We start from the raw sequence: 23,720 nt of genomic DNA on the forward strand, positions 1-23,720 counted from the left end.
CAAGGAGTTTATTTTATGGAACAAAGCCATCAAAACTTACAATCTCAATTTTTTATAGAGCATATCTTACAGATTTTACCACACCGCTATCCCATGCTCTTAGTGGATAGAATCATAGAGTTACAAGCCAATCAAAAAATTGCCGCTTATAAGAATATCACTTTTAATGAAGACGTGTTTAACGGGCATTTCCCTAACAAACCCATTTTCCCGGGCGTTTTAATCGTAGAAGGCATGGCGCAAAGCGGAGGGTTTTTGGCTTTCACTAGCTTGTGGGGGTTTGACCCTGAAATAGCCAAAACAAAAATCGTGTATTTCATGACGATTGATAAGGTTAAATTCCGCATTCCTGTAACCCCAGGCGACAGATTAGAATACCATTTAGAAGTCTTAAAGCATAAGGGCATGATCTGGCAAGTGGGCGGCACGGCTCAAGTGGATGGCAAAGTGGTCGCTGAAGCCGAATTAAAAGCCATGATCGCAGAGAGAGATTAGAAAATGAGTAAGATTGCAAAAACAGCCATCATTTCTCCTAAAGCAGAGATTAATAAGGGCGTAGAAATTGGGGAATTTTGCGTGATTGGAGATGGCGTCAAACTAGATGATGGCGTGAAACTCCACAACAATGTAACCTTACAAGGGCATACTTTCATTGGGAAAAACACTGAAATTTTCCCTTTTGCCGTGCTAGGCACACAGCCTCAAGATTTAAAATATAAGGGCGAATACAGCGAACTGATTATTGGAGAAGACAACCTTATTCGTGAATTTTGCATGATAAATCCCGGCACTGAAGGGGGGATTCAAAAAACCCTTATTGGGGATAAAAACCTGCTCATGGCTTATGTGCATGTCGCCCATGATTGCGTGATTGGCAGCCATTGTATTTTGGCTAATGGCGTAACTTTAGCAGGGCATATTGAAATAGGCGATTATGTCAATATTGGCGGTCTTACCGCAATCCATCAGTTTGTGCGTATCGCTAAAGGGTGCATGATAGCCGGTAAGAGCGCTTTAGGCAAAGACGTGCCGCCTTATTGCACCGTAGAGGGCAATCGCGCTTTTATTAGGGGGTTAAACCGCCACCGGATGCGCCAATTATTAGAGAGCAAGGATATTGATTTTATTTATGCACTTTATAAAAGGTTGTTTAGCCCTGTCCCCTCTTTAAGAGAGAGCGCTAAATTAGAGTTAGAAGAGCATGCCAATAACCCTTTTGTGAAAGAGATTTGCTCTTTTATTTTAGAGAGTTCTAGGGGCGTGGCGTATAAGTCAAGCGAATATTCTAGCGAAGAAAAACAAGAGGAATAACATGAACGAAACGCTTTATTGCAGTTTTTGCAAAAAACCAGAATCCAGAGATCCCAAAAAACGCCGCATTATTTTTGCGAGCAACCTGAATAAAGATGTGTGCGTGTGCGAATATTGTATAGATGTGATGCATGGGGAATTGCACAAATACGACAATTCTTTATTAGCGCTCAAAAGAGACCGATTGAGGCGAATGGAATCTAGCGCTTATGAAGAAGAGTTTTTGCTCTCTCACATTCCAGCCCCTAAAGAGCTTAAGGCAGTTTTAGACAATTATGTGATAGGCCAAGAGCAGGCCAAAAAGGTTTTTTCCGTAGCCGTGTATAACCATTACAAACGCTTATCTTTTAAAGAAAAACTCAAAAAACAAGACAACCAAGACAGCAATGTGGAGTTGGAGCATTTAGAAGAAGTGGAGTTGAGCAAGTCTAATATTTTACTGATCGGCCCTACAGGTTCAGGCAAAACTTTAATGGCGCAAACTCTCGCTAAGCATTTGGATATTCCTATCGCTATTAGCGATGCGACTAGCTTGACTGAAGCGGGCTATGTGGGCGAAGATGTGGAAAATATCCTTACAAGATTGTTGCAAGCGAGCGATTGGAATGTCCAAAAAGCCCAAAAAGGCATTGTGTTTATTGATGAAATTGATAAAATCAGCCGTTTGTCAGAAAACCGCTCCATCACTAGAGACGTTTCTGGCGAGGGCGTTCAGCAAGCGTTGTTAAAAATCGTTGAAGGCTCTTTAGTGAATATCCCCCCCAAAGGCGGTAGAAAGCACCCTGAGGGCAATTTCATTCAAATTGACACGAGCGACATTTTATTCATTTGCGCCGGAGCGTTTGATGGGTTAGCTGAAATCATTAAAAAACGCACCACGCAAAACGTGTTGGGTTTCACTCAAGAAAAGATGAGCAAAAAAGAGCAAGAAGCGATCTTGCATTTAGTCCAAACCCATGATTTGGTAACTTATGGGCTTATCCCTGAGCTTATCGGCCGTTTGCCGGTTTTAAGCACGCTAGATAGCATCAGTTTGGAAGCGATGGTGGATATTTTACAAAAACCTAAAAACGCCCTAATCAAGCAATACCAGCAACTTTTCAAAATGGATGAAGTGGATTTGATTTTTGAAGAAGAAGCCATTAAAGAAATCGCTAAACTCGCATTAGAGCGAAAAACCGGGGCTAGGGGACTAAGGGCGATCATTGAAGATTTTTGTTTGGATATTATGTTTGATTTACCCAAGCTTAAGGGATCGGAAGTGCGTATCACTAAAGATTGTGTTTTAAAACAGGCTGAACCTTTGATCATTGCTAAAACGCATTCTAAAATTCTTCCTTAAGGAACACGCTTATAAATTTAACGATAAAGGATTAGAAAGGGCATGATTTTTAGCAAATTGATCGGTTTGTTTTCGCATGATATTGCCATAGATTTAGGCACGGCTAACACGATCGTGTTAGTCAAAGGGCAGGGCATTATTATCAATGAGCCTTCTATTGTGGCGGTGCGCATGGGATTGTTTGATTCTAAAGCTTATGATATTTTGGCAGTGGGGAGCGAGGCTAAGGAAATGCTAGGCAAAACCCCTAACAGCATCAGAGCGATTCGCCCCATGAAAGATGGCGTGATTGCCGATTATGACATTACCGCTAAAATGATCCGTTACTTTATTGAAAAAGCGCACAAACGAAAAACATGGATCCGCCCGCGCATCATGGTGTGCGTGCCTTATGGGCTGACAAGCGTAGAAAGGAATGCGGTTAAAGAGAGCGCTTTAAGCGCTGGGGCTAGAGAAGTCTTTTTGATTGAAGAGCCTATGGCAGCCGCGATCGGGGCAGGCTTACCCGTGAAAGAGCCGCAAGGGAGTTTGATTGTAGATATTGGCGGTGGCACGACTGAAATTGGCGTGATCAGCCTTGGGGGGTTAGTCATTTCTAAAAGCATTAGAGTGGCTGGGGATAAACTGGATCAAAGCATCGTGGAATACATCCGCAAGAAATTCAATTTATTGATAGGGGAGCGCACCGGCGAAGAGATTAAAATTGAAATCGGTTGCGCGATCAAATTGGATCCGCCACTTACGATGGAAGTGTCAGGGAGGGATCAAGTGAGCGGGTTGTTGCACACGATTGAATTGAGCTCTGATGACGTGTTTGAAGCCATTAAAGATCAAGTGAGGGAGATTTCTAGCGCTTTAAGGAGCGTGCTTGAAGAGGTGAAACCGGATTTAGCGAGAGACATTGTGCAAAATGGCGTGGTGCTTACCGGCGGTGGGGCTTTGATTAAGGGCTTAGACAAGTATTTGAGCGATATGGTTAAACTCCCTGTGTATGTGGACGATGAGCCTTTATTGGCGGTAGCCAAAGGCACAGGGGAAGCCATACAAGATTTGGATTTACTCAGCCGTGTGGGTTTTAGTGAATAATGCATGCGTTTTTATTTCAAATTCCTTTGGCTTTTAGGGATTTTTCTTATTTTTTATTTTTTAGACATTAAAGGCAGCTCTTCTTATATCAGCGACCGGATTAAAAACGCCTTGATGAGCGCGAAAAACAGCTTACTGGACAATGTTCAAGCGTATTTTTTTCAAGCCCAAAACATTAAGGAATTTCAAAAAGAACGCCTAGTTTTAGAAGCTTTAAAACTAGAAAACGCCGATTTGAAAGAGCGTTTGAATAGTATTTATCCTTTAGAAAATCCAAAAATGACTTACACCCCCACTTTCATGACTTCATTCATCAGTTTAGAAGACACGCGCAGCGTCTCTCTCAACCCTATTGTGAATTTAGAAGAAAACAAGATTTATGGCCTTGTCTCTCACAACCAAGCCATAGGCATTGCCGTGCTAGAAAAAGGGCGCTTGAACGGGTTTTTGAACGCTCACAAGCGGTGTGCTTATAGCGTGATGGTAGGCCAAAATCAAGTTTTAGGCTTTATAGGGACTAATTTCAAGCAAGAATTAATCGTGGATTTCATTGTCCCAAGCGCTGAAATCAACATAGGCGATCAAGTGCTAACGAGCGGGCTAGACGGGATTTTTGGAGCGGGGGTGTTTGTGGGCGAAGTTTCAAGTATTGAAGATCATTACACTTATAAAAGCGCGGTGTTGAAAAACGCTTTTTTAAGCGAAGCCAAACTTTTAAGGCATGTGTTTTTAAGCGGTGTGAAAAACTAACGCTCTATTCAAGGCTGATTCAAGCGCGTTTTTAACCCCTTTCAATGAAATCAGGCCAATCCTTTAAATCCAGAAAAAAATATTCTAGTTTCCCTTTTTCAATCCAAAGATCCCTGTAACGCTCCCCCACATCATCCTTATCCCCATAAAATTTTAAAACCACTTTGATTTTGAGATTGGGATTGTCTTTTGGGTTAAAAACCTTATCTTTAAAAAGTTCATACGCATCTGCCTTATGTTCGTAATCAGTGTGTTTGCTCCCTTTAGGATCAATGAAGCAAATGATCTGCGTGCCGCCTTTTTGCAGCCAAAAGATAAAATCAGGGAAAAAGCGCCTTTCTGTAGCGTTGTTTATATAAGGGATAAACAAATTGTCTAAATGCTCATCAATCTTGCTGAACGCCCAAAAATCATAGTTTTCTTGCAGCGTTTCGGTAATCTTTAACAATTCTTCTAAAAAATCGCTCTCGCTCTTTACTTTAACCACATGCTTAAGCCAATCGCAGTTTTTGGCTTTAATGAGTGGGGTGTAGTAATGCTCTTTGAGCTTTAACAGCTCTGCATCACCAACTTTGAACGTTCTGTCTTGTTTGTGTTTGTCTGTATCATAAGGATCGATCTCGCCTTGCACGATTTTCATTCTTAGAGTTTCTTTATCCAAAGGCGCATACTCTTTCACTTCTTGGATGGTTTTCATTAATGCTTCTTTTTTACCCGCCTTAACTTGAATCCTTTTAAAATGCACGATTTTCTCATTATCTAGGGCGTTAAACTCGTCTTTAGGCACTTTTTGATTAGGGTATAGCTTGCCTTTAATTTCAGAAATCATGTAATCTAAATCTTTATAATGCCAGGTTGATACCTTTTTAAAATGCGCTGTTTGTATCATGTCTTTTAACAGCTCGTAATCTTTAGGGTTATAAATTTCATGCTTTAAAATAAAATGCTTTTCACTCATTAAATGAAAATGCTCTTTTAAATCCTTAAAATTTTTTTCGCTCATCTTAAACGAAGCACTTGGAGAAATTTTAAGAGCGTTGGTTTGTTCTTTTCGGTAGCAAGGCACGAATAATGCGTGTTTTATGGGCGTTTTTTCTAATTTGATTTCACGCCAAGAACCTCTATTCTCACCCTTATTTTCGCTCTCTTTTTGGAACTTTAAAATCGCTTCAAGGCTTGCATGGTTAGTGGGTATCACAAAAAGCGTTTCCAACATTGCAGCGTGTGGTTTCAAGTCTTTTTTAATAGCTTCATCTATGTCTAAATACGCTAACCTTTGGCGTTGGTTTTTGACGCTTTCAATCCTTACGCCCCTGCCAAAAGATTGTTTCACCAGCTTTTTAGCGTCATCATCAAGCCCTATATTTAAAAATAAAATCACGCTAGGCCTTGTGCTATCCCACCCGGTGTCAAAAGTGCGAGACCCCACTAAAATATTGATACTGCTTTTATCAATCTGACTGAAATAGCTCTCTTCTTTAAAGCTCAAATTCTTGCTCACCACCTTCACGCTCTTTAATTTTTCACAAATCCATTCGGTAATATCGCCAATTTTGATCAAGCAAAAGACTTTGTCGCTCGTGTTGAGCTTGAAAGCGATTTCTTGGTTGTTTTTAGGGTTAATAATCACTTCAATATGCCCATTACTGGCATAAAAAACCTCTTCTTTTAAGACTTTAAAATCCATGCCCTTTAAACCCTCTTCAAAAACCTCAATTTTATATTTTTGATATTTTTGATCTTTATCATCGCTAAAAAGGAATTCCGGATTCTTTAATTCCTCTAATAAATCGTCTTTAGCCTTTGAAAAATCGCTCTCATCGTCATTTTCAATCACGCGCGCTAAAGTTTTAAAAAAGATTTCCGCATCGCTGTTTTTAACATTCACAGAATGCGTGAAAACGAGCATTAAAGGGTCGTAAAAATAGCCTTCTGTTTTATAGCGTTTTTGCATGCCCAAAAGCAATAACGCTTTTAAAAGAGCGATTTCTTTTTCCCTATCGTTTAAATCTTTTAATTCCTTAAAAGCGTTTAAATTGTTTTTCTTCAATAAAACAGACTCTTTACCATAGCCAAGCTTCACCCACTCGCCCACGCTTAAATTATACACCGCAGTGATGAGATCGCTTTCTTCGGTGAAAGTGGCGCTGAAATTGAATAAAAACCCTTTTAAAGACAGCAGACTAAAAATCGCTTGCCTTTTGCTTTCAGACTTGTTCCCCTTATGCGCTTCATCTAAAATCACATAGTTTTCCCCATTATCCCAATAATCCTTATAATTTAAAAGGTTTTCTTTGCTTTCTTCATCATTCATTAAATCCGCGCGGTAATAAAAAAGAGCGATTTTTTCTATGAAAGAATTTTTTGGAGCGTGGTAAAAATCCTTATTGGTAACGCTTTTAAGGCTTTTGAAATCAATTTGTTTAAAATAGTCTTTACTCCGGTTGTATTTTTCAATTTCTTTTTCAAATTGCTTGATTAAATGCTCGTTCGCGCTAAAAAACATGATATTTTTCTTAGGGATTAAACCCATTCTTATAGCCACGCTTAAAAGCTCTACCAGTTTGATAATGACAATCGTTTTACCGCTCCCTGTGGCCATGTAAAAGGCTAAGCGGTTGATAAAATTTTCAAAACTCACGCAATGATTTTCTACCTTAAAATGGCTCTTTAACAAAGGGTTGAGTTTCTTTTTAGCGAAATCGCAATTAGCGAATGAATAATGTTTTTGATAAAACGCGTAAAATTCTTTTTTATTTTCTTTGAAATCCCTAAAATAAGCGACAAGCACTCTAAAAGCGTTAATCAAGGCTTGCTGTTGGTAATCTAAAAGCTCCTTATTATTATCAAAGCTTTTAAAGTCTAGCATTTCTAACGGATCGTTAATTTCGTTAGCGTTCAATTCCTCTTCAGCGAGTTTTTGAGCGACAAAAATTTCATTATCGGTGGTTAAATCTTTTTTCTTTGCCATGATTCTTCCTTACCAAATGAGCGCTTCTTTTAACGCTTTTAAAATTTCTACTTCTTTATCATTCCCTTTAAATTTCACCACTTTTTCATTGAAAAACTCCACTCCAACGCCGTGTAAATTTTCCAAAGTCTCTTTAATATCCACGCCCATTTTTTCTAGCGCTTCAATATTCAGCGTGTAAGACTCGTTTTTACACTCCACTAAATCGCTGTATTGTTCATCATAAGCTAGGGGTTTGTCATTGTCTTCATACTTGATTTTTCTTAAAATCTCTTCATAGCTTTCTAATTCATAAACTTTCACCACCCCACCTCCATCAAATTCTTTAGCCGCACCGCTTTTAAAACCGCCTATAACCTTTTTAAGGCGAGGCAAAATCACGCTCTCAAAATGCTCCCCCATTTCAATACCAATATACTTCCTTTTCAACTTGTGTGCCACCGCGCAAGTCGTCCCGCTTCCGGCAAAAAAATCACACACGAGATCGTTTTCTTGGGTAGAAATTTCTAAAATGCGTTGGAGTAGGGCTTCGGGTTTGGGGGTGTCAAAAAGTTTTACATTATTAAAGAGAGCTAGCAATTGTTTTGTGGCGTCTTGATTATGTCCTACTTCTGTATATTTCCATATTGTTAAAGGTGTTGTGCCTTGCTTGACTTCACTTAAAAAGCGTTTCAAACTAGGAACATTGTCTCCATTTCTTCCAAAATAAATACGATTATCATCTACAAGTTTTTGAAAATTTTCTTTTGAAGTCATCCAACACCGCCCTTTTGGTGGCGTTACAACTTTTCCACTTGGCGTAGTGATAGGATAATCATAACTTGCCATATAAGTTTTTACCAAACAATCACTAGGTTTCCACGCACCCCTTTCATCGTTATCTAAATTTTTATAGCGTGCATTCATCTCGCTTGTGCGTGGTAATAAATTAGGTCGCCAAATTCCTTTATCTTTGGCATATAGTAAAATAAAATCGTGATTATCAGAGAACCATTTCGCATCATTTTGTGGAGAATACTTTTTTTCCCAAATAATCGTATTTACAAAGTTATCACCCCCCCCATTAAACACTTCGTCCATCAACACTTTCAAGTAAGCCTGTTCGTTATCATCAATGCTCACAAACATCACGCCTTTATCATTCAATAGAGCGTGCGCAAGCTCCAGGCGGTTTTCCATCATAGTAAGCCAACTGGAGCGCTTGAAATTATCCGCATAAACAAATTCATTGTTTTGCGTGTTGTAAGGCGGATCAATATAAATGCAATCAATGGCTTCTTTATAGCGGTTTTTAAGGGAGTTTAGGGCTTGATAATTTTCGCTTTTAATGAGCGTGCCGTTGATTTCATCTTCGCTGAATAAGCTTTTAACCTCTTTTTCTAAATCTTTAAAATAGATAGTGTCTAGGGGCAAGAACTCGTTTTCTAAAAGATTGTCTGTGGTTTTTAAATTCAAGTCTTGCCATTCTTTAACTTGTTTGGGGTAGTTTGGGTGGTTTGTGATTTTACTCAAATCGTAGTTTTTGGCTTTGAGTTTGTCTAAACTTACAATGAAATGCGAGTTTAACACCAAGCGGGGTTTGTTCCAAATCTTACAGAGTTCGTTTTCAAATTCGCTCACTAATACAATCACTTCTAAAGCCACTTCTTTAATAATGTTGATCTCATTAAGGCGTTTTAAATCAAATGCTGTCATTTCTTTAAAAAGGTATTCAAACAGATACAAATCCAACTGCTCTTTTAAAAACCCTTGCGCGTTTTTATGGATGAAATAATCCATGCTGCCTTGCTTTTTGAATTTGACAAACGCTTTTTTTAAAATTTCTTCATCAAGTTTGACGCCTTGATTGGAGCATTTTTTTAGGATTTCATTCGTTTTGGTTTGAGTCCCCTTACTGCTAAGAGTAACGCTAAAATTCAGGGTGTTAGTTTTTGTGTCTATATCTTTTAAATCAAAGACTAAATCCACTTTTTCATTATACTTTTTGCTTTCTAGTAAAGAAGTGTCAAAATTAAAAAGAATGCCCTCTAATTCAAAGCAAAAATCCTTATAGATCGTTTCGCTTTTCACGTAATAAAGATCTTTAGTTTTATAAAATAAGGTGGTGTCTTTTTTAAGGGAGCATTTTTCATAACCGCTTTTGGTATAAAGATTATCGTAAAGGGGCGTGTCGTTGAAATAAATCCCTCCATTAGCGCTGAAATAACGCTTGAAAAAGCTATAGAGTTTGTCAAACAATTCTTCTTTGAGATCGTTGTTGTTTTGGCATTTTAAATTGATGAGTTTTTCTAATTCTTGTTTTTTGCTTTGATAATACTGGCTTTTAGCCTTCATGAGGTTGATCATGCCGTTTTTCATTGCTCTAGGGCTAGAATCTAAAAGGCTTTCTTGTTGGTCTTCAATCTTAACGCCTATAAAAAGGTTTTCTAAAACTTCATAAAATTGCACTTCGTTCGTTTTCATCATCACGCTCCTTAAAAACATAGGAAGTATTATAACAAAGCCCACCCATTAAGCGCTACAATACCCCCATGCAAAAAAAGATTTTTTTACTAGAATACGATTACCTTTTAAGCGAGAGCGTTAGGGAGTTTGACTTGTTGAAAATTTAGATTGCCTTGACTGACTCATTTTTTTAAAATACCCCTATTTCATTGTAAAATTATCTCTGTGAAACCCATTGAAGTTTAATAAAAGGTAAAAATAAGATTGAATATCAATAAAGTGTTTTATCACAGCAGCACCAACATGAATGAAGTGCCAGATAATAGCGTAGATTTGATCATCACAAGCCCGCCTTATTTCAACATCAAAGATTACGCAAAAAACGGCACACAAGATTTACAGCATTCAGCCCAACATGTTGAAGATTTGGGGGCGTTAGAAAAATATGAAGATTATCTTTTAGGTCTTTTAAAAGTTTGGCTTGAGTGCTATAGAACGCTAAAACCCAATGGTAAGTTATGCATTAATGTGCCTTTAATGCCCATGCTTAAAAAGGTTTTAAACACGCACTATAACCGCCATATTTTTGATTTGCATGCTGATATTCAGCATTCCATTTTGCATGATTTAAATAATACGCTAAAAAACAAGCCTAAAATGTTCTTACTAGATGTCTATATTTGGAAACGCGCAAATCCCACTAAAAGATTGATGTTTGGGAGTTACCCTTATCCTAGAAATTTTTATGCGCAAAATACTATAGAATTTATCGGCGTGTTTGTCAAAGATGGCAAGCCCAAACAACCCACAGAAGAACAAAAAGAACAAAGCCAATTGACTCAAGAGGAGTGGGTGGAATTTACCAAACAAATTTGGGAAATCCCAATCCCTAATAAAAACGATATTGCTTTTGGTAAGCATGCGGCTTTAATGCCGGCTGAATTAGCAAGGCGTTTGATTAGGTTGTATAGTTGCGTGGGCGATGTGGTGCTAGATCCATTTAGCGGGAGTGGGACAACCTTAAGGGAAGCAAAGCTTTTAAAAAGAAATTTTATAGGTTATGAACTCTATGAAAATTATAAGCCCTTGATTGAGCAAAAATTAGGAAACTTGTTTGATTTTGAATAAGATTTATATAGAAGATGTTTTCACCTTTTTAGACAAATTAGAAGATAAAAGCGTTGATTTAGCCATTATTGATCCCCCCTATAATCTTAAAATTGCTTCATGGGATAGTTTTAAAAATGATGAAGAGTTTTTAATATTTTCTTACGCTTGGATTGATAAAATGCTGCCCAAAATCAAAGACACAGGGAGTTTTTATATCTTTAATACCCCCTTTAATTGCGCTTTATTTTTAGCGTATTTGCACCATAAAAAAGCGCATTTTTTAAATTTTATCACTTGGGTTAAAAAAGATGGGTTTGCCAACGCCAAAAAGCGTTATAACCACGCGCAAGAAAGCATTTTATTTTATAGCATGCACAAGAAAAACTATACCTTTAATGCCGATGAAGTGCGCATTGCTTATGAATCCACCGAACGCATCAAGCATGCTCAAAGTAAGGGGATTTTAAAAAACAACAAACGCTGGTTCCCTAACCCTAAGGGCAAATTGTGCCTTGATGTGTGGGAAATCACTTCACAAAGGCATGTTGAAAAAGAGAAGGGTAAAATCCTTAAGCCAAAACACCCTAGCATCAAACCTAAAGCACTCATTGAACGCATGATAAAGGCTAGCTCTCACAAAAACGATTTGATTTTAGATTTGTTTAGTGGCAGTGGCATGACTAGCTTAGTGGCTAGAAGTTTAGGGCGTAATTTTATAGGGTGTGAGATCCATGCTGAATATGTGCATGAGAGTTTGGAAATATTTAGGTATAATGAATACAGATAAAAAAGGATATTTAACATGCAAAAATTAGAAAAAATTTTGCTAGAAATCACACAGCTTGACCCTAGCAAGGAGTGTTTGAAATTCTTAGCCAATCGCATAAAAAGCTCTGATTATAGGGGCTTACACTTATCCCAACACCATCGTTACGATCAAAATAAGATTAAAATCATTATTCAAGCTATTTTTAATGAAGTAGGAGAGGATTTTTTACAGATTCGCACCACCGATATGAGCAAACGCCCTAGCAATATCATAGGCGAAGAGGTTTATACAAAAGTGGTTGATAGTATCTGCAAGTCTGAAATATCTCAAGATAATTTAGGAAAAAAGAATCAAGTAACCCAAGATAGCTTAAGGAAAAATCTTTTTGTAGATATGCATAGAATGGGGTTGATTGAACGCTACAATAAAAATAAGGAACCTACAAACCCCTACATTCAAAGCAATATTAAATATATCAGTTTAACTCCCTTAGCTATAGAATTTTTAAACGCACAAGATTTGTTAAGAAAAAATTTTTGTTACACGCAAGCTTTAGAAAATCTTTTACAAGGTTTTGGGGCAGAATGCAGAGAGATGATGATAGAGCTTGAAAATCATTATTTAGACATTGAAGAAATGATGTTTTTTGTTACATTTTTAAATATTGAAAATTTTACTAGAAGTGAAATCATAGAATATGTTAGAGAATATAGGAGCTTAAGCCGTATCCAAAAAGAAAAATTAAAAGAGTTAGCACAAAATTATTGCAACCCTAACCATTTTAACGGGAACAAGTTAGAAAAGAGAGATTATCATAATTGGAAAAATCAAGCCCAACAGATTTTTAGCTTGCTAGAACAAAGCGTGTTTTTTGAAACCAATAAAGAAAGGCTTATTTTAAAAACGCTCAATGAAGAAAACAAACAAAACGATAAAAAACTCAAACGCTCTATTAAAGAGAAAACCCTTTATTTTGAAAAACATGGCGTTAAAAAAGAAAAGGGCTTTGAATTGCACCATATTGTGCCTTTATGCTTGGCTCGCTCTATAGAAGAATTTGATCTTTTGGATAAATGGGAAAATTTAATCTATATTGACGCTTTTAACCATGCAAAAATATCTCAAACGCAAAATAAACATATTTGTTTGTATTTTAAAAATTGCGATGTGGTTTTATCTAAAGGCTTAAAAGAAGAACAAGAAAGCCTTTATTTTACTTATATTGAAAATGTGTTATATAAACTTGATTTACAAAATGCCATGTTGGAATACAATAAAGATTTATTGCATTCTAAAAACGGCTGATGAAATAAGGCGGTGTCTTTTTTAAGGGAGCGTTTTGCATAACCGCTTTTGGTATAAAGGCAATTAGCGCTACAATACCCCCATGCAAAAAAAGATTTTTTTACTAGAAGACGATTACCTTTTGAGCGAGAGTATCAAGGAATTTTTAGAGCATTTGGGCTATGAAGTGTTTTGCACTTTTAACGGGAAAGAGGCTTATGAAAGGCTCTCGGTTGAGCGCTTTAACCTCTTGCTTTTAGACGTGCAAGTGCCTGAAATGAATAGCTTGGAATTGTTCAAGCGCATCAAAAACGATTTTCTAATCTCTACGCCTGTGATTTTTATCACCGCCTTACAGGATAACGCTATTTTAAAAAACGCCTTTAATTTAGGAGCGAGCGATTATTTGAAAAAGCCCTTTGATTTGGACGAATTGGAAGCGCGTATTAAAAGATTTTTCAATGATGATCCCATAGAAATCATGCCTAACATTTTTTACCACCAACACGCTTTGAACATTAAAGGGAAAAAGGAAATCCTAGCGCCCAAAACCGCCCAACTTTTAGAATACTTTTTAGAGCATAAAGGGCAAATCATCAGCTCTCAAGCGTTAGAAAACAACTTATGGGAGCAAGCGATTGATGATTCCACCTTACGCACTTATATTAAAGTGTTGCGCAAGCTTTTGGGTAAAAATTGCATAGAAACGCATAAGGGGGTGGGCTATCGCTTTAACCCACTATGAAAAAAAATCCCTCAAGCTCTTTTTAGGGACTTATTTAGGCTCTTCGTTTGTGTTAATGCTAGTGATTAGCGTTTTAGCGTTTAACTATGAAAAAAACGAAAAAATCAAAATAATACGCATGGACATGGACAAAATGGCTTCTAAGATCGCTAGTGAAGTGGTTGCATTGCACATGCAAACGCATGGGGATTATCACAACGCTTTAAACGCTCTGATTTCACGCTATAAAGACGCTTCCATAGCGCTTTTTGATAGTAAAAAGCGTGTTTTATATTCTAATATCCCTGAAAGCGCGGATTTGATCAAAACCCATAAAGAGGCGGGCTTTTTTAATTTTAAGGGGGAGTATTACCTGTTTAGCGATGAAACTTTCGCCCATTTAGGCGTGGTTAAAATGCTTTTTAAAAATTCTAAACCCCTTCATTTTTCTTCTTTGTATCGTAACATTGTTTTAGTGTTTGTCATAGCGTTTTTATGCGTGATAGGGGTTTCTGTGTTTTTGGGGCGTTTGTTTTTAAAGCCCATTAGGAATGAAATCACGCGCATCGATCATTTTTTAAAAAACACCACGCATGAATTAAACACCCCCATGAGCGCTTTAGTCTTGTCTTTAAAAACCTTAGAAGACAACCAACAACACCGCCGCATTAAAATCGCTATCCAGCGCATGAGTTTTTTATACCGCTCGCTCTCTTATTTGGTGATGCAAGACATTGAGCGCGAGTCTTTTGTGCTTTTAGACTTAAAAGCCCTGATTATTAAAGAAAATACGCTTTTTAGCGAGATGATAGACTACCACAAGCTGGAATTTAAAAGCGATCTAGTAGAGGTGGCGTTTAAGGCTAAAGAGCAGGATTTCCTTTCGCTTTATAGCAATTTGCTCATGAACGCGATCAAATACAGCGTCATGCATGGGTATATCCACATAGAGCTAACATGCGAGTTTTTGAAAGTGAAAAATTTAGGGTATGAAATCCCTAAAGACAAGATCACCGAATTAAGCGTTCGTTACGCGCGTTTCAATTCTAGCGTGTTGGGTTATGGTATAGGGTTAGATTTAGTGAAAAAAGTGTGCGAAAAGTATAAAATGCGTTTAGAAATTCATAGCGAACCCTCTTTAAAAGGAACGTTTTATGAAAATTCGTTTTGCGTTCAATTTCAAGGATAAAGATGCTTTCAGTGTATGAAAAAGTGAATACCCTAGACAAAAGGGCGCTTGAAGAATTGTTTTTAAGCGAAGACATTTTAATGGAAAACGCCGCTATGGCTTTAGAAAGGGCGGTTTTACAAAACGCTTCTTTGGGTGCTAAAGTCATTATCCTTTGTGGGAGTGGGGATAATGGGGGCGATGGTTATGCTCTAGCTAGGCGTTTAGTGGGGCGTTTTAGAGTGCTAGTTTTTGAAATGAAATTAGCCAAAAGCCCCATGTGCCAATTGCAAAAAGAAAGGGCTAAAAAAGCAGGGGTAGTCATCAAAGCATGGGAAGAAAAGAATGAAGATTTAGAATGCGATGTGTTAATAGATTGCGTGATAGGGAGCGCTTTTAAGGGCGAATTAGAGCCGTTTTTAAACTTTGAAAGCCTTTCTCAAAAAGCGCACTTTAAAATCGCTTGCGACATTCCTAGCGGGATCGATTCTAAAGGCAGGGTGGATAAGAGGGCGTTTAAAGCGGATACGACTATCAGCATGGGTGCTATCAAATCATGCTTATTAAGCGATAGGGCTAAAGACTATGTAGGGGAATTGAAAGTGGGGCATTTGGGGGTTTTTAATCAAATCTATGAGATCCCAACAGACACTTTTTTACTAGAAAAAAGCGATCTCAAACTGCCCTTAAGGGATAGAAAAAACGCTCATAAAGGCAATTACGGGCATGCGCATGTGCTTTTAGGCAAGCATAGTGGGGCGGGGTTATTGAGCGCATTAAGCGCGTTAAGTTTTGGATCTGGAGTGGTGAGCGTTCAAGCGTTAGAATGCAAGATAACTTCTAATAACAAGCCTTTAGAATTGGTCTTTTGTGAAAATTTCCCTAACCCATTGAGCGCGTTCGCTCTTGGCATGGGGTTAGAAAATATTCCAAAGGATTTTAATAAGTGGCTTGAATTAGCCCCATGCGTTTTAGATGCGGGCGTTTTTTATCATAAAGAGGTGTTACAAGCCTTAGAAAAAGAAGTGATCTTAACCCCTCACCCTAAAGAGTTTTTATCGTTGTTAAAATTAGTGGGGATCAATATAAGCATGCTAGAATTACTAGACAATAAACTAGAAATCGCAAGGGATTTTTCTCAAAAATACCCCAAAGTGGTTTTGCTTTTAAAGGGGGCTAATACCCTGATCGCTCATCAAGGGCGAACTTTTATCAACAATTTAGGGAGCGTGGCTTTAGCCAAAGCTGGGAGTGGCGATGTGTTAGCGGGGCTGATTGTAAGCCTACTTTCTCAAAATTATACGCCTTTAGACGCCGCTATTAACGCAAGCCTAGCGCACGCCCTAGCGGGTTTGGAATTTAAGAACAATTACGCTTTAACGCCCCTAGATTTGATAGAAAAGATCAAACGATTATAAAAGGATAAAAATGGATCATTTAAAGCATTTGCAGCAATTGCAAAACATTGAAAGGATCGTGCTTTCAGGCATTGTGTTGGCCAATCATAAGATTGAAGAGGTCCATAGCGTTTTAGAGCCTAGCGATTTTTACTACCCGCCTAACGGCTTGTTTTTTGAAATCGCTTTAAAACTGCATGAAGAAGATTGCCCCATTGATGAGAATTTTATCCGCCAAAAAATGCCTAAAGACAAGAAAATCGAAGAAGAAGATCTGGTCGCTATTTTTGCGGCAAGCCCTATAGATAATATTGAAGCCTATGTGGAAGAGATCAAAAACGCCTCCATTAAACGAAAACTTTTTGGCTTGGCTAACACCATTAGAGAGCAAGCCCTAGAAAGCGCGCAAAAATCCAGCGATATTTTAGGCGCTGTGGAGCGAGAAGTCTATGCGTTATTGAATGGCAGCACGATAGAAGGCTTTAGAAGCATTAAAGAAGTGCTTGAAAGCGCAATGGATCTTATTACAGAAAACCAAAGAAAAGGGAGTTTGGAAGTTACTGGCATACCGACTGGCTTTGTCCAGTTGGATAATTACACGAGCGGTTTTAATAAGGGGAGTTTAGTCATTATAGGGGCAAGGCCGTCTATGGGTAAAACCAGTTTGATGATGAACATGGTCTTAGCTGCGCTCAATGACGATAGGGGGGTAGCGGTTTTTAGTTTAGAAATGTCTGCGGAGCAACTCGCTTTAAGGGCGTTATCGGATCTCACTTCTATTAACATGCATGATTTAGAGAGCGGGAGGCTTGATGATGATCAATGGGAAAATTTAGCCAAATGCTACGATCACCTTTCTTGCAAAAAACTCTTTTTCTACGATAAAAGTTATGTGAGGATAGAGCAAATCCGCTTGCAACTACGAAAGCTTAAATCCCAACACAAGGAATTGAGTATCGCTTTTATTGACTATTTGCAACTCATGTCAGGAAGTAAAGCCACTAAAGAACGCCATGAACAGATCGCTGAAATTTCAAGGGAGCTTAAAACCTTAGCCAGAGAGTTAGAAATCCCTATCATAGCACTAGTCCAACTCAACCGCAGCCTAGAAAATCGAGACGATAAACGGCCCATTCTTTCGGACATTAAAGACAGCGGGGGGATTGAACAGGACGCTGATATTGTTTTATTTTTATATAGAGGCTATATCTATCAAATGAGGGCTGAAGACAACAAAATAGACAAACTCAAAAAAGAAGGCAAAATTGAAGAGGCGCAAGAGTTGCACCTAAAAGTTAATGAAGAAAGGCGTATCCACAAGCAAAATGGCAGTATTGAAGAGGCTGAAATCATCGTGGCTAAAAACAGGAATGGGGCTACAGGAACGGTTTATACGCGCTTTAACGCTCCTTTCACGCGCTATGAAGACATGCCCATAGATTCCCATTTAGAAGAAAACCAAGAAACTAAAGTGGATTATGATATAGTTACAACTTGAAAGATAAAACCTTTCAGGGGGCGTTTGATTTGCTTTCAACCCCCAAAGAATACTTATGGTGTGGGGTTGTTTTAAGCCTTTTATTGGCGATCAACCTTTATTTAGAATACTTGAATCACCAAAAGCTTGATTTTTCAAAACCTACAAGCCTGAACGCTCAAATCTTATTACAATACCCTAAAACTAAAGATCAAAAAACCTATTTTGTCTTAAAACTCCAATCTAAGGGCATGATCTTTTACACCACCATTAAAGAGCCTTTAAAAAACCTCCAATACCGCCACGCGCAATTTTTTGGCAAGATCAAGCCTTGTTCGTTCTTAGAGTCTCTAAAATCATGCTTTTTTCAAACTTATTCTTTTTCTTTAACGCGAAAACAAGATTTCAAATCGCATTTGCGCCATTTCATTGACAGCACCCATTCCAACGCTTTGGTGGGCAATTTGTATCGAGCGCTCTTTATAGGGGATAGCTTGAATAAAGACTTAAGAGACAGGGCTAACGCGCTAGGGATCAACCACTTACTAGCCATTAGCGGGTTTCATTTAGGGATTTTGAGCATGAGCGTGTATTTTCTTTTCTCTCTTTTTTATACCCCCTTACAAAAACGCTATTTCCCTTATAGGAACGCTTTTTATGATATAGGGGTTTTGGTGTGGGTTTTTTTGCTAGGGTATTTATTACTATTAGATTTTTTACCCTCTTTTTTCAGGGCGTTTTTAATGGGCTTATTAGGGTTTTTGGCATGCTTTTTTGGGGTAAGGATTTTGAGTTTTAAACTTTTGATTTTAGCGTGCTGTATCGCCATAGCGTTACTCCCTAAATTGCTTTTTAGCGTGGGGTTTTTGCTTTCTGTTTGTGGGGTGTGGTATATCTTTTTGTTTTTAAAACACACTCAAATTTTTTTTAAAGATTCTTCTTTTTTAAAGCGATCGTTTCAAGCGATCGCTTTAAGCGTGTTAGTGTTTTTGAACATGCTCATTATCGCGCATGCCTTTTTCCCTATGTTTTCGCCCTACCAGCTCTTTAGCATTCCTTTAGGCTTGATTTTTATCGTGTTTTTCCCTTTGAGTTTGTTTTTGCATGCGGTGGGTTTAGGGTCTTTGTTGGATCATTTTTTAAGCATGCCTTTAACCATCCCTACGATTTCGGTTCCTTCGCCCTTATGGCTTTTGGGGGCACATTTATTTTTAACGATTTTAAGCGCGCGTTTTTTTAAGGTTTATTTAAGCATGAATGTTTTAAGCATGGGCTTTTTCTTGTATTGTTGCTATCAATATATTATAATGCCTAGCTCAATTGTGGGTTAGAAAAGTCATTTTATTAGGGATCAAATAATTGCTTAAAAAAATCACGCACCAAATCAAAGCTTTAAGCGAATTGGTCGCATTAGAGCATACGATATTTTCTAGCATGTTTTTACTCATGGCTATGGTCATAAGCTCCTATCAAAAAAATCAAACGCTCTTTTTTGGCTTAGAAACCTTAATCCTTTGTTTTTTAGCCTTATTAGGGGCGAGAAATTTCGCTATGGGGTTTAACCGCTTGGTGGATAGAGACATTGATAAGGATAACCCAAGGACGAAAAACCGCCCGAGCGTGGATGGCAGAATCAGCGTTAAAGGCATGGTGATTTTTAGCGTTTCAAACGCTCTTTTATTCGTGGGAGTGAGCTATTTCATTAACCCTTTAGCTTTCAAACTTTCGTTACCTTTTTTGATCATTTTAGGGGGGTATTCGTATTTCAAGCGCTTTTCTTCTTTGGCGCATTTTGTCGTGGGCTTGGCTTTGGGTTTGGCCCCCATTGCAGGAAGCGTGGCGGTTTTAGGAGCGATCCCTTTATGGAATGTCTTTTTGGCTTTAGGGGTGATGTTATGGGTGGCTGGGTTTGATTTGCTCTATTCTTTACAGGATATGGAGTTTGATAAAGAAAGGGGCTTGTTTTCCATTCCTAGCCAATTAGGGGAAAAATGGTGCTTGAACCTTTCAAGGCTCTCGCACCTTGTGGCGCTGATCTGCTGGCTTTGTTTTGTGAAATGCTATCATGGGGGGCTTTTTGCGTATCTAGGTTTAGGGGTTTCAGCCTTGATTTTACTCTATGAGCAGATTTTAGTGGCCAGAGATTATAAAAATATCCCTAAAGCCTTTTTTGTGAGTAATGGCTATTTGGGGGTGGTGTTTTTTATTTTTATCGTCCTTGATGTGGGGTTTAAGCATGCATGAGTTGGTTTTAAGATCCCAAGCTTTAGGGTTTGAAACGCGCTTAGTCCAGTGCGATTTATCGTTTTCTTATGAAAGGTTTATTTCTAAAAGTAAACGCTCTTTAGCGGTGTTAGAAGAATTTGATTGGTTAAATTCTGGCTTTGATTTTTCACGCTTGAACGTTGAAAATGACACTCTGGAATTGCTCAAAGCGCTGTATTTTAAGCTAGAAAAATTAGAAAGCCTGCTTTTAAAAGAAAATCTGCTTGAATTGGAGCAAAATAACCGCATCATCGCTTTAGGGCATGGGCTTATTTGCTTAAAAAAACAAAGCCTGATAGCGTCTCAAACTTACTATGGGCGTTGCGTGTTAGAGGGGAAAATCCTAGCCTTTTTTGGCGTGGCTAGGGATAAAGATTTTTTAGAAATCACTCGCATGCATGCCCTAGACATTAAGCGTTATGATTCTTTCATTGTCCATAGCGAAAGAAAAGGCTTGAAATTATGAACGGGAGCGGTAATGTTATCTTCTAATGATTTGTTTATGGTCGTTTTAGGGGCGATTTTATTGGTGTTGGTGTGCTTGGTGGGGTATTTGTATCTTAAAGAAAAAGAGTTTTACCACAAAATGAGGCGTTTAGAAAAAACCTTAGACGAATCCTATCAAGAAAATTATATTTATTCTAAGCGTTTGAAAGAATTAGAGGGGCGTTTGGAAGGTCTTTCTTTAGAAAAAAGCGTTAAAGAGGATAGCTCATTAAAAACGACCCTTTCACACCTTTATAACCAGTTGCAAGAAATCCAAAAATCCATGGACAAAGAGCGCGATTATTTAGAAGAAAAAATCATTACTTTAGAAAACAAATTCAAAGACATGGGGCATTATGCCGTTAGCGATGAGATCAATGAAAAACAGGTTTTAAAAATGTATCAAGAGGGTTATAGCGTGGATTCTATTTCTAAAGAATTTAAAGTGAGTAAGGGCGAGGTGGAATTTATATTGAACATGGCAGGGTTAAAATGGTAGCTTTAAGCAACGCTCTTTCAAGGGTTTTTGGCTCTGTGGCTGGCTATAAATTCCCTTCTTTTATCCAAAAAGGCATCAACGCCCTTTACGTTAAGATCTTTAAAATTGATTTGAGCGAGTTTGAGCCTTTGGAAAATTATAAGAGTTTGAACGCCCTTTTCACGCGCTCTTTAAAAAAAGAACGCCCCTTTGACAAAGCCCCTAATATTTGCATCGCGCCGTGCGACGCTTTGATCACCGAATGCGCTTTTTTAGACAACGATACCGCCTTACAGATTAAAGGCATGCCCTATAAAGCGCATGAATTAGTGGGCGAAATCAACCCCTTAAGGCTTTCTTTTTTCTATGTGAATTTTTACCTTTCGCCCAAAGATTACCACCACTACCACGCCCCTTGCGATTTAGAAATTTTAGAGGCTCGTTATTTTGCGGGGAAATTACTACCGGTCAATAAACCCTCATTAAACAAAAACAACAATCTGTTTGTGGGCAATGAAAGGGTGGTGCTTGTTGCAAAAGACATTCAAGGCAATAGGTTGTATTTTGTAGCGGTGGGGGCGTTAAATGTGGGTAAAATGCGTTTCAATTTTGATAAGAATATCCAAACTAACGCTAAAGTCCGTTTCACGCAAACCTACTCTTATAACCCCCCCATTAAGGTTAAAAAGGGGGATAATTTAGGGAATTTTGAAATGGGCTCTACGATCGTTTTATTCATTCAAAACACCGCTTTTAAAGATTTGAAAGAAAAAAGCGTGAAGTTTGGGGAAAGTATAGGGGAATTTCATGCCAACTGATTTAAAAACTTCTATTGTGGAATTATTGAACGATTTAGACGCGCTTTTAGTGGCTCATTTCTATCAAAAAGATGAGATTGTAGAATTAGCCCACCACACAGGCGATAGCTTGGAATTAGCTAAAATCGCAAGCCAGAGCGATAAAAACCTCATCGTGTTTTGCGGGGTGCATTTCATGGGCGAGAGCGTGAAGGCCCTAGCCTTTAACAAACAAGTGATCATGCCCAAACTCTCATGCTGTTCTATGGCGAGAATGATAGACAGCCATTACTACGATAGGAGCGTTCATTTATTGAAAGAATACGGCGTTAAAGAATTTTACCCTATCACTTATATCAATTCTAACGCTGAAGTGAAGGCCAAAGTCGCTAAAGATGACGGCGTGGTCTGCACCAGCAGGAACGCTTCTAAGATCTTCAATCACGCTTTAAAACAAAATAAAAAAATCTTTTTTTTACCGGATAAATGCTTGGGGGAAAATCTGGCCCTAGAAAACGGCTTAAAAAGCGCGATTTTAGGCGTAAATAGCCAAGAAGAAATCAAAAACGCTGATGTGGTTTGTTATAACGGCTTTTGTTCGGTGCATCAGCTTTTCAAATTAGAAGACATTGAATTTTACCGCCAAAAATACCCGGATATTTTAATCGCTGTCCATCCAGAGTGCGAGCCTAGCGTGGTTTCTAATGCTGATTTTAGCGGATCAACGAGTCAGATCATAGAATTTGTAGAAAAGCTAAGCCCCCATCAAAAAGTCGCCATAGGCACTGAAAGCCATTTAGTCAATCGCTTGAAAGCCAAGCGTAACCATCAAAACACTTTCATTCTTTCTAGCACGCTCGCTCTCTGTCCTACCATGAATGAAACGACTTTAAAAGATTTGTTTGAAGTCTTAAAGGCTTATAAAAACCACAGGGCTTACAATGCGATTGAATTAAAAGATGAGGTGGCGCGTTTAGCCAAACTCGCTTTAACTAAAATGATGGAGTTATCCTAATGGAGATTAAAACTTTTTTAGAATGCGCCTTAAAAGAAGATTTAGGGCATGGGGATTTGTTTGAAAGGGTGTTAAAAAAGGATTTTAAAGCCACAGCCTTTGTTAGGGCTAAACAAGAGGGCGTGTTTTCAGGCGAAAAATACGCTTTAGAGTTGCTTCAAATGACCGGGATTGAATGCACTCAAACCATTAAAGATAAAGAGCGTTTCAAGCCTAAAGACACTTTAATGGAGATTAGGGGGGATTTTAGCATGCTTTTAAAGATTGAGCGCACCCTTTTAAATCTTTTGCAACACAGCAGCGGGATCGCCACTTTAACGAGTCGTTTTGTAGAAGCTTTAAATTCTCATAAGGTGCGTTTGTTGGACACGAGAAAAACCAGACCCCTTTTAAGGATCTTTGAAAAATATTCCGTGCTTAATGGGGGGGCGAGCAACCACCGCTTAGGGCTAGATGACGCTTTAATGCTTAAAGACACGCATTTAAAGCATGTGAAAGATCTCAAAAACTTTTTAACGCATGCCAGAAAAAACTTGCCTTTCACGGCTAAAATTGAAATTGAATGCGAGAGCTTTGAAGAAGCCAAAAACGCCATGAGCGCGGGAGCGGATATTGTGATGTGCGATAACATGAGCGTTTTAGAGACGAAAGAAATTGCCGCTTATAGAGAGGCGCATTACCCTTTTGTTTTACTAGAAGCGAGCGGGAACATTTCACTAGAGACCATCAACGCTTACGCCAAAAGCGGCGTGGATGCCATTAGCGTAGGGGCTTTAATCCATCAAGCCACTTTTATTGACATGCACATGAAAATGGCTTAAGAACTTTAAAAAGGGGTTATTAGC

The 23,720-nt window shown here is 38.3% G+C and carries 21 protein-coding genes; 19 read left to right on the forward strand and 2 right to left on the reverse strand.

Going from position 1 to position 23,720, the window contains the following annotated elements:
• Positions 1-15 precede the first annotated feature (15 nt).
• Genes fabZ through mreC form a run of 5 tightly spaced genes read left to right on the forward strand, consistent with a single transcriptional unit; the run spans position 16 to position 4,489 of the window.
• Complete coding sequence (gene fabZ / locus G6069_RS01020) at positions 16-495, forward strand: 3-hydroxyacyl-ACP dehydratase FabZ (protein ID WP_078265916.1); 480 nt, start codon at positions 16-18, stop codon at positions 493-495.
• Between the two features lie 3 nt (positions 496-498).
• Entirely contained in the window at positions 499-1,311 is an 813-nt protein-coding gene (gene lpxA, locus G6069_RS01025; protein WP_078271809.1) for an acyl-ACP--UDP-N-acetylglucosamine O-acyltransferase, read from the forward strand.
• A gap of 1 nt (position 1,312) precedes the next feature.
• A complete protein-coding gene (gene clpX / locus G6069_RS01030; protein ID WP_001006283.1) occupies positions 1,313-2,653 on the forward strand; it encodes an ATP-dependent protease ATP-binding subunit ClpX in 1,341 nt (446 codons plus the stop codon).
• 42 nt (positions 2,654-2,695) lie between these two features.
• Positions 2,696-3,739 (forward strand): rod shape-determining protein, encoded by a 1,044-nt coding sequence (locus G6069_RS01035; protein ID WP_197293103.1) that lies wholly within the window; start codon positions 2,696-2,698, stop codon positions 3,737-3,739.
• A 3-nt stretch (positions 3,740-3,742) separates the two neighbouring features.
• Positions 3,743-4,489, forward strand: coding sequence for a rod shape-determining protein MreC (mreC, locus tag G6069_RS01040; protein ID WP_197293104.1), 747 nt, complete (start codon positions 3,743-3,745; stop codon positions 4,487-4,489).
• 31 nt (positions 4,490-4,520) lie between these two features.
• Here mreC and G6069_RS01045 read toward each other — a convergent pair whose 3' ends face one another.
• Positions 4,521-7,460, reverse strand: coding sequence for a DEAD/DEAH box helicase family protein (locus tag G6069_RS01045; RefSeq protein WP_197293105.1), 2,940 nt, complete (start codon positions 7,458-7,460; stop codon positions 4,521-4,523).
• 9 nt (positions 7,461-7,469) lie between these two features.
• Entirely contained in the window at positions 7,470-9,923 is a 2,454-nt protein-coding gene (locus G6069_RS01050) for a site-specific DNA-methyltransferase (protein WP_197293177.1), read from the reverse strand.
• 246 nt (positions 9,924-10,169) lie between these two features.
• Here G6069_RS01050 and G6069_RS01055 point away from each other — a divergent pair, with 246 nt between their 5' ends.
• The 14 genes from G6069_RS01055 (at position 10,170) to nadC (ending at position 23,696) form a co-directional block, all read left to right on the forward strand.
• Positions 10,170-11,033 carry a DNA-methyltransferase gene (locus G6069_RS01055; RefSeq protein ID WP_039088259.1) on the forward strand — a complete coding sequence of 288 codons (864 nt, stop codon included), beginning with the start codon at positions 10,170-10,172 and terminating at the stop codon, positions 11,031-11,033.
• Positions 11,020-11,802, forward strand: a complete 783-nt coding sequence (locus G6069_RS01060) for a DNA methyltransferase (protein WP_197293106.1) — start codon at positions 11,020-11,022, stop codon at positions 11,800-11,802. The genes G6069_RS01055 and G6069_RS01060 overlap by 14 nt, the downstream gene beginning before the upstream one ends.
• A 15-nt stretch (positions 11,803-11,817) precedes the next feature.
• Positions 11,818-13,089, forward strand: coding sequence for a restriction endonuclease subunit R (locus G6069_RS01065; RefSeq protein WP_197293107.1), 1,272 nt, complete (start codon positions 11,818-11,820; stop codon positions 13,087-13,089).
• A gap of 82 nt (positions 13,090-13,171) precedes the next feature.
• Positions 13,172-13,813, forward strand: a complete 642-nt coding sequence (crdR, locus tag G6069_RS01070; protein ID WP_197293108.1) for a copper response regulator transcription factor CrdR — start codon at positions 13,172-13,174, stop codon at positions 13,811-13,813.
• Complete coding sequence (gene crdS / locus G6069_RS01075; protein WP_197293178.1) at positions 13,779-14,981, forward strand: copper-sensing histidine kinase CrdS; 1,203 nt, start codon at positions 13,779-13,781, stop codon at positions 14,979-14,981. The genes crdR and crdS overlap by 35 nt, the downstream gene beginning before the upstream one ends.
• Positions 14,982-14,983: 2 nt before the next feature.
• Positions 14,984-16,378, forward strand: a complete 1,395-nt coding sequence (locus G6069_RS01080; RefSeq protein ID WP_197293109.1) for an NAD(P)H-hydrate dehydratase — start codon at positions 14,984-14,986, stop codon at positions 16,376-16,378.
• Positions 16,379-16,388: 10 nt separating this feature from the next.
• Positions 16,389-17,855, forward strand: a complete 1,467-nt coding sequence (locus tag G6069_RS01085; RefSeq protein ID WP_197293110.1) for a replicative DNA helicase — start codon at positions 16,389-16,391, stop codon at positions 17,853-17,855.
• Positions 17,852-19,165 carry a ComEC/Rec2 family competence protein gene (locus G6069_RS01090; RefSeq protein WP_197293111.1) on the forward strand — a complete coding sequence of 438 codons (1,314 nt, stop codon included), beginning with the start codon at positions 17,852-17,854 and terminating at the stop codon, positions 19,163-19,165. Before G6069_RS01085 ends, G6069_RS01090 begins: the two co-directional genes overlap by 4 nt.
• A 70-nt stretch (positions 19,166-19,235) precedes the next feature.
• Positions 19,236-20,078, forward strand: a complete 843-nt coding sequence (gene mqnP, locus G6069_RS01095; RefSeq protein WP_230078011.1) for a menaquinone biosynthesis prenyltransferase MqnP — start codon at positions 19,236-19,238, stop codon at positions 20,076-20,078.
• Positions 20,071-20,565: a hypothetical protein gene (locus G6069_RS01100; RefSeq protein ID WP_197293112.1), complete on the forward strand. Its 495-nt coding sequence runs from the start codon at positions 20,071-20,073 to the stop codon at positions 20,563-20,565. Before mqnP ends, G6069_RS01100 begins: the two co-directional genes overlap by 8 nt.
• A 12-nt stretch (positions 20,566-20,577) precedes the next feature.
• Positions 20,578-21,084 (forward strand): DUF6115 domain-containing protein, encoded by a 507-nt coding sequence (locus G6069_RS01105; RefSeq protein ID WP_000953115.1) that lies wholly within the window; start codon positions 20,578-20,580, stop codon positions 21,082-21,084.
• Positions 21,078-21,881: a phosphatidylserine decarboxylase gene (locus tag G6069_RS01110; RefSeq protein ID WP_197293113.1), complete on the forward strand. Its 804-nt coding sequence runs from the start codon at positions 21,078-21,080 to the stop codon at positions 21,879-21,881. Before G6069_RS01105 ends, G6069_RS01110 begins: the two co-directional genes overlap by 7 nt.
• Positions 21,871-22,875 carry a quinolinate synthase NadA gene (nadA, locus tag G6069_RS01115; protein WP_197293114.1) on the forward strand — a complete coding sequence of 335 codons (1,005 nt, stop codon included), beginning with the start codon at positions 21,871-21,873 and terminating at the stop codon, positions 22,873-22,875. The genes G6069_RS01110 and nadA overlap by 11 nt, the downstream gene beginning before the upstream one ends.
• On the forward strand, positions 22,875-23,696 hold the full coding sequence (gene nadC / locus G6069_RS01120; RefSeq protein ID WP_197293115.1) for a carboxylating nicotinate-nucleotide diphosphorylase: 822 nt from the start codon (positions 22,875-22,877) through the stop codon (positions 23,694-23,696). Before nadA ends, nadC begins: the two co-directional genes overlap by 1 nt.
• The last annotated feature ends 24 nt before the right edge of the window (positions 23,697-23,720 follow it).

The organism is Helicobacter pylori, from assembly GCF_017594925.1.
Classification (GTDB): Bacteria; Campylobacterota; Campylobacteria; order Campylobacterales; family Helicobacteraceae; genus Helicobacter; species Helicobacter pylori_DP.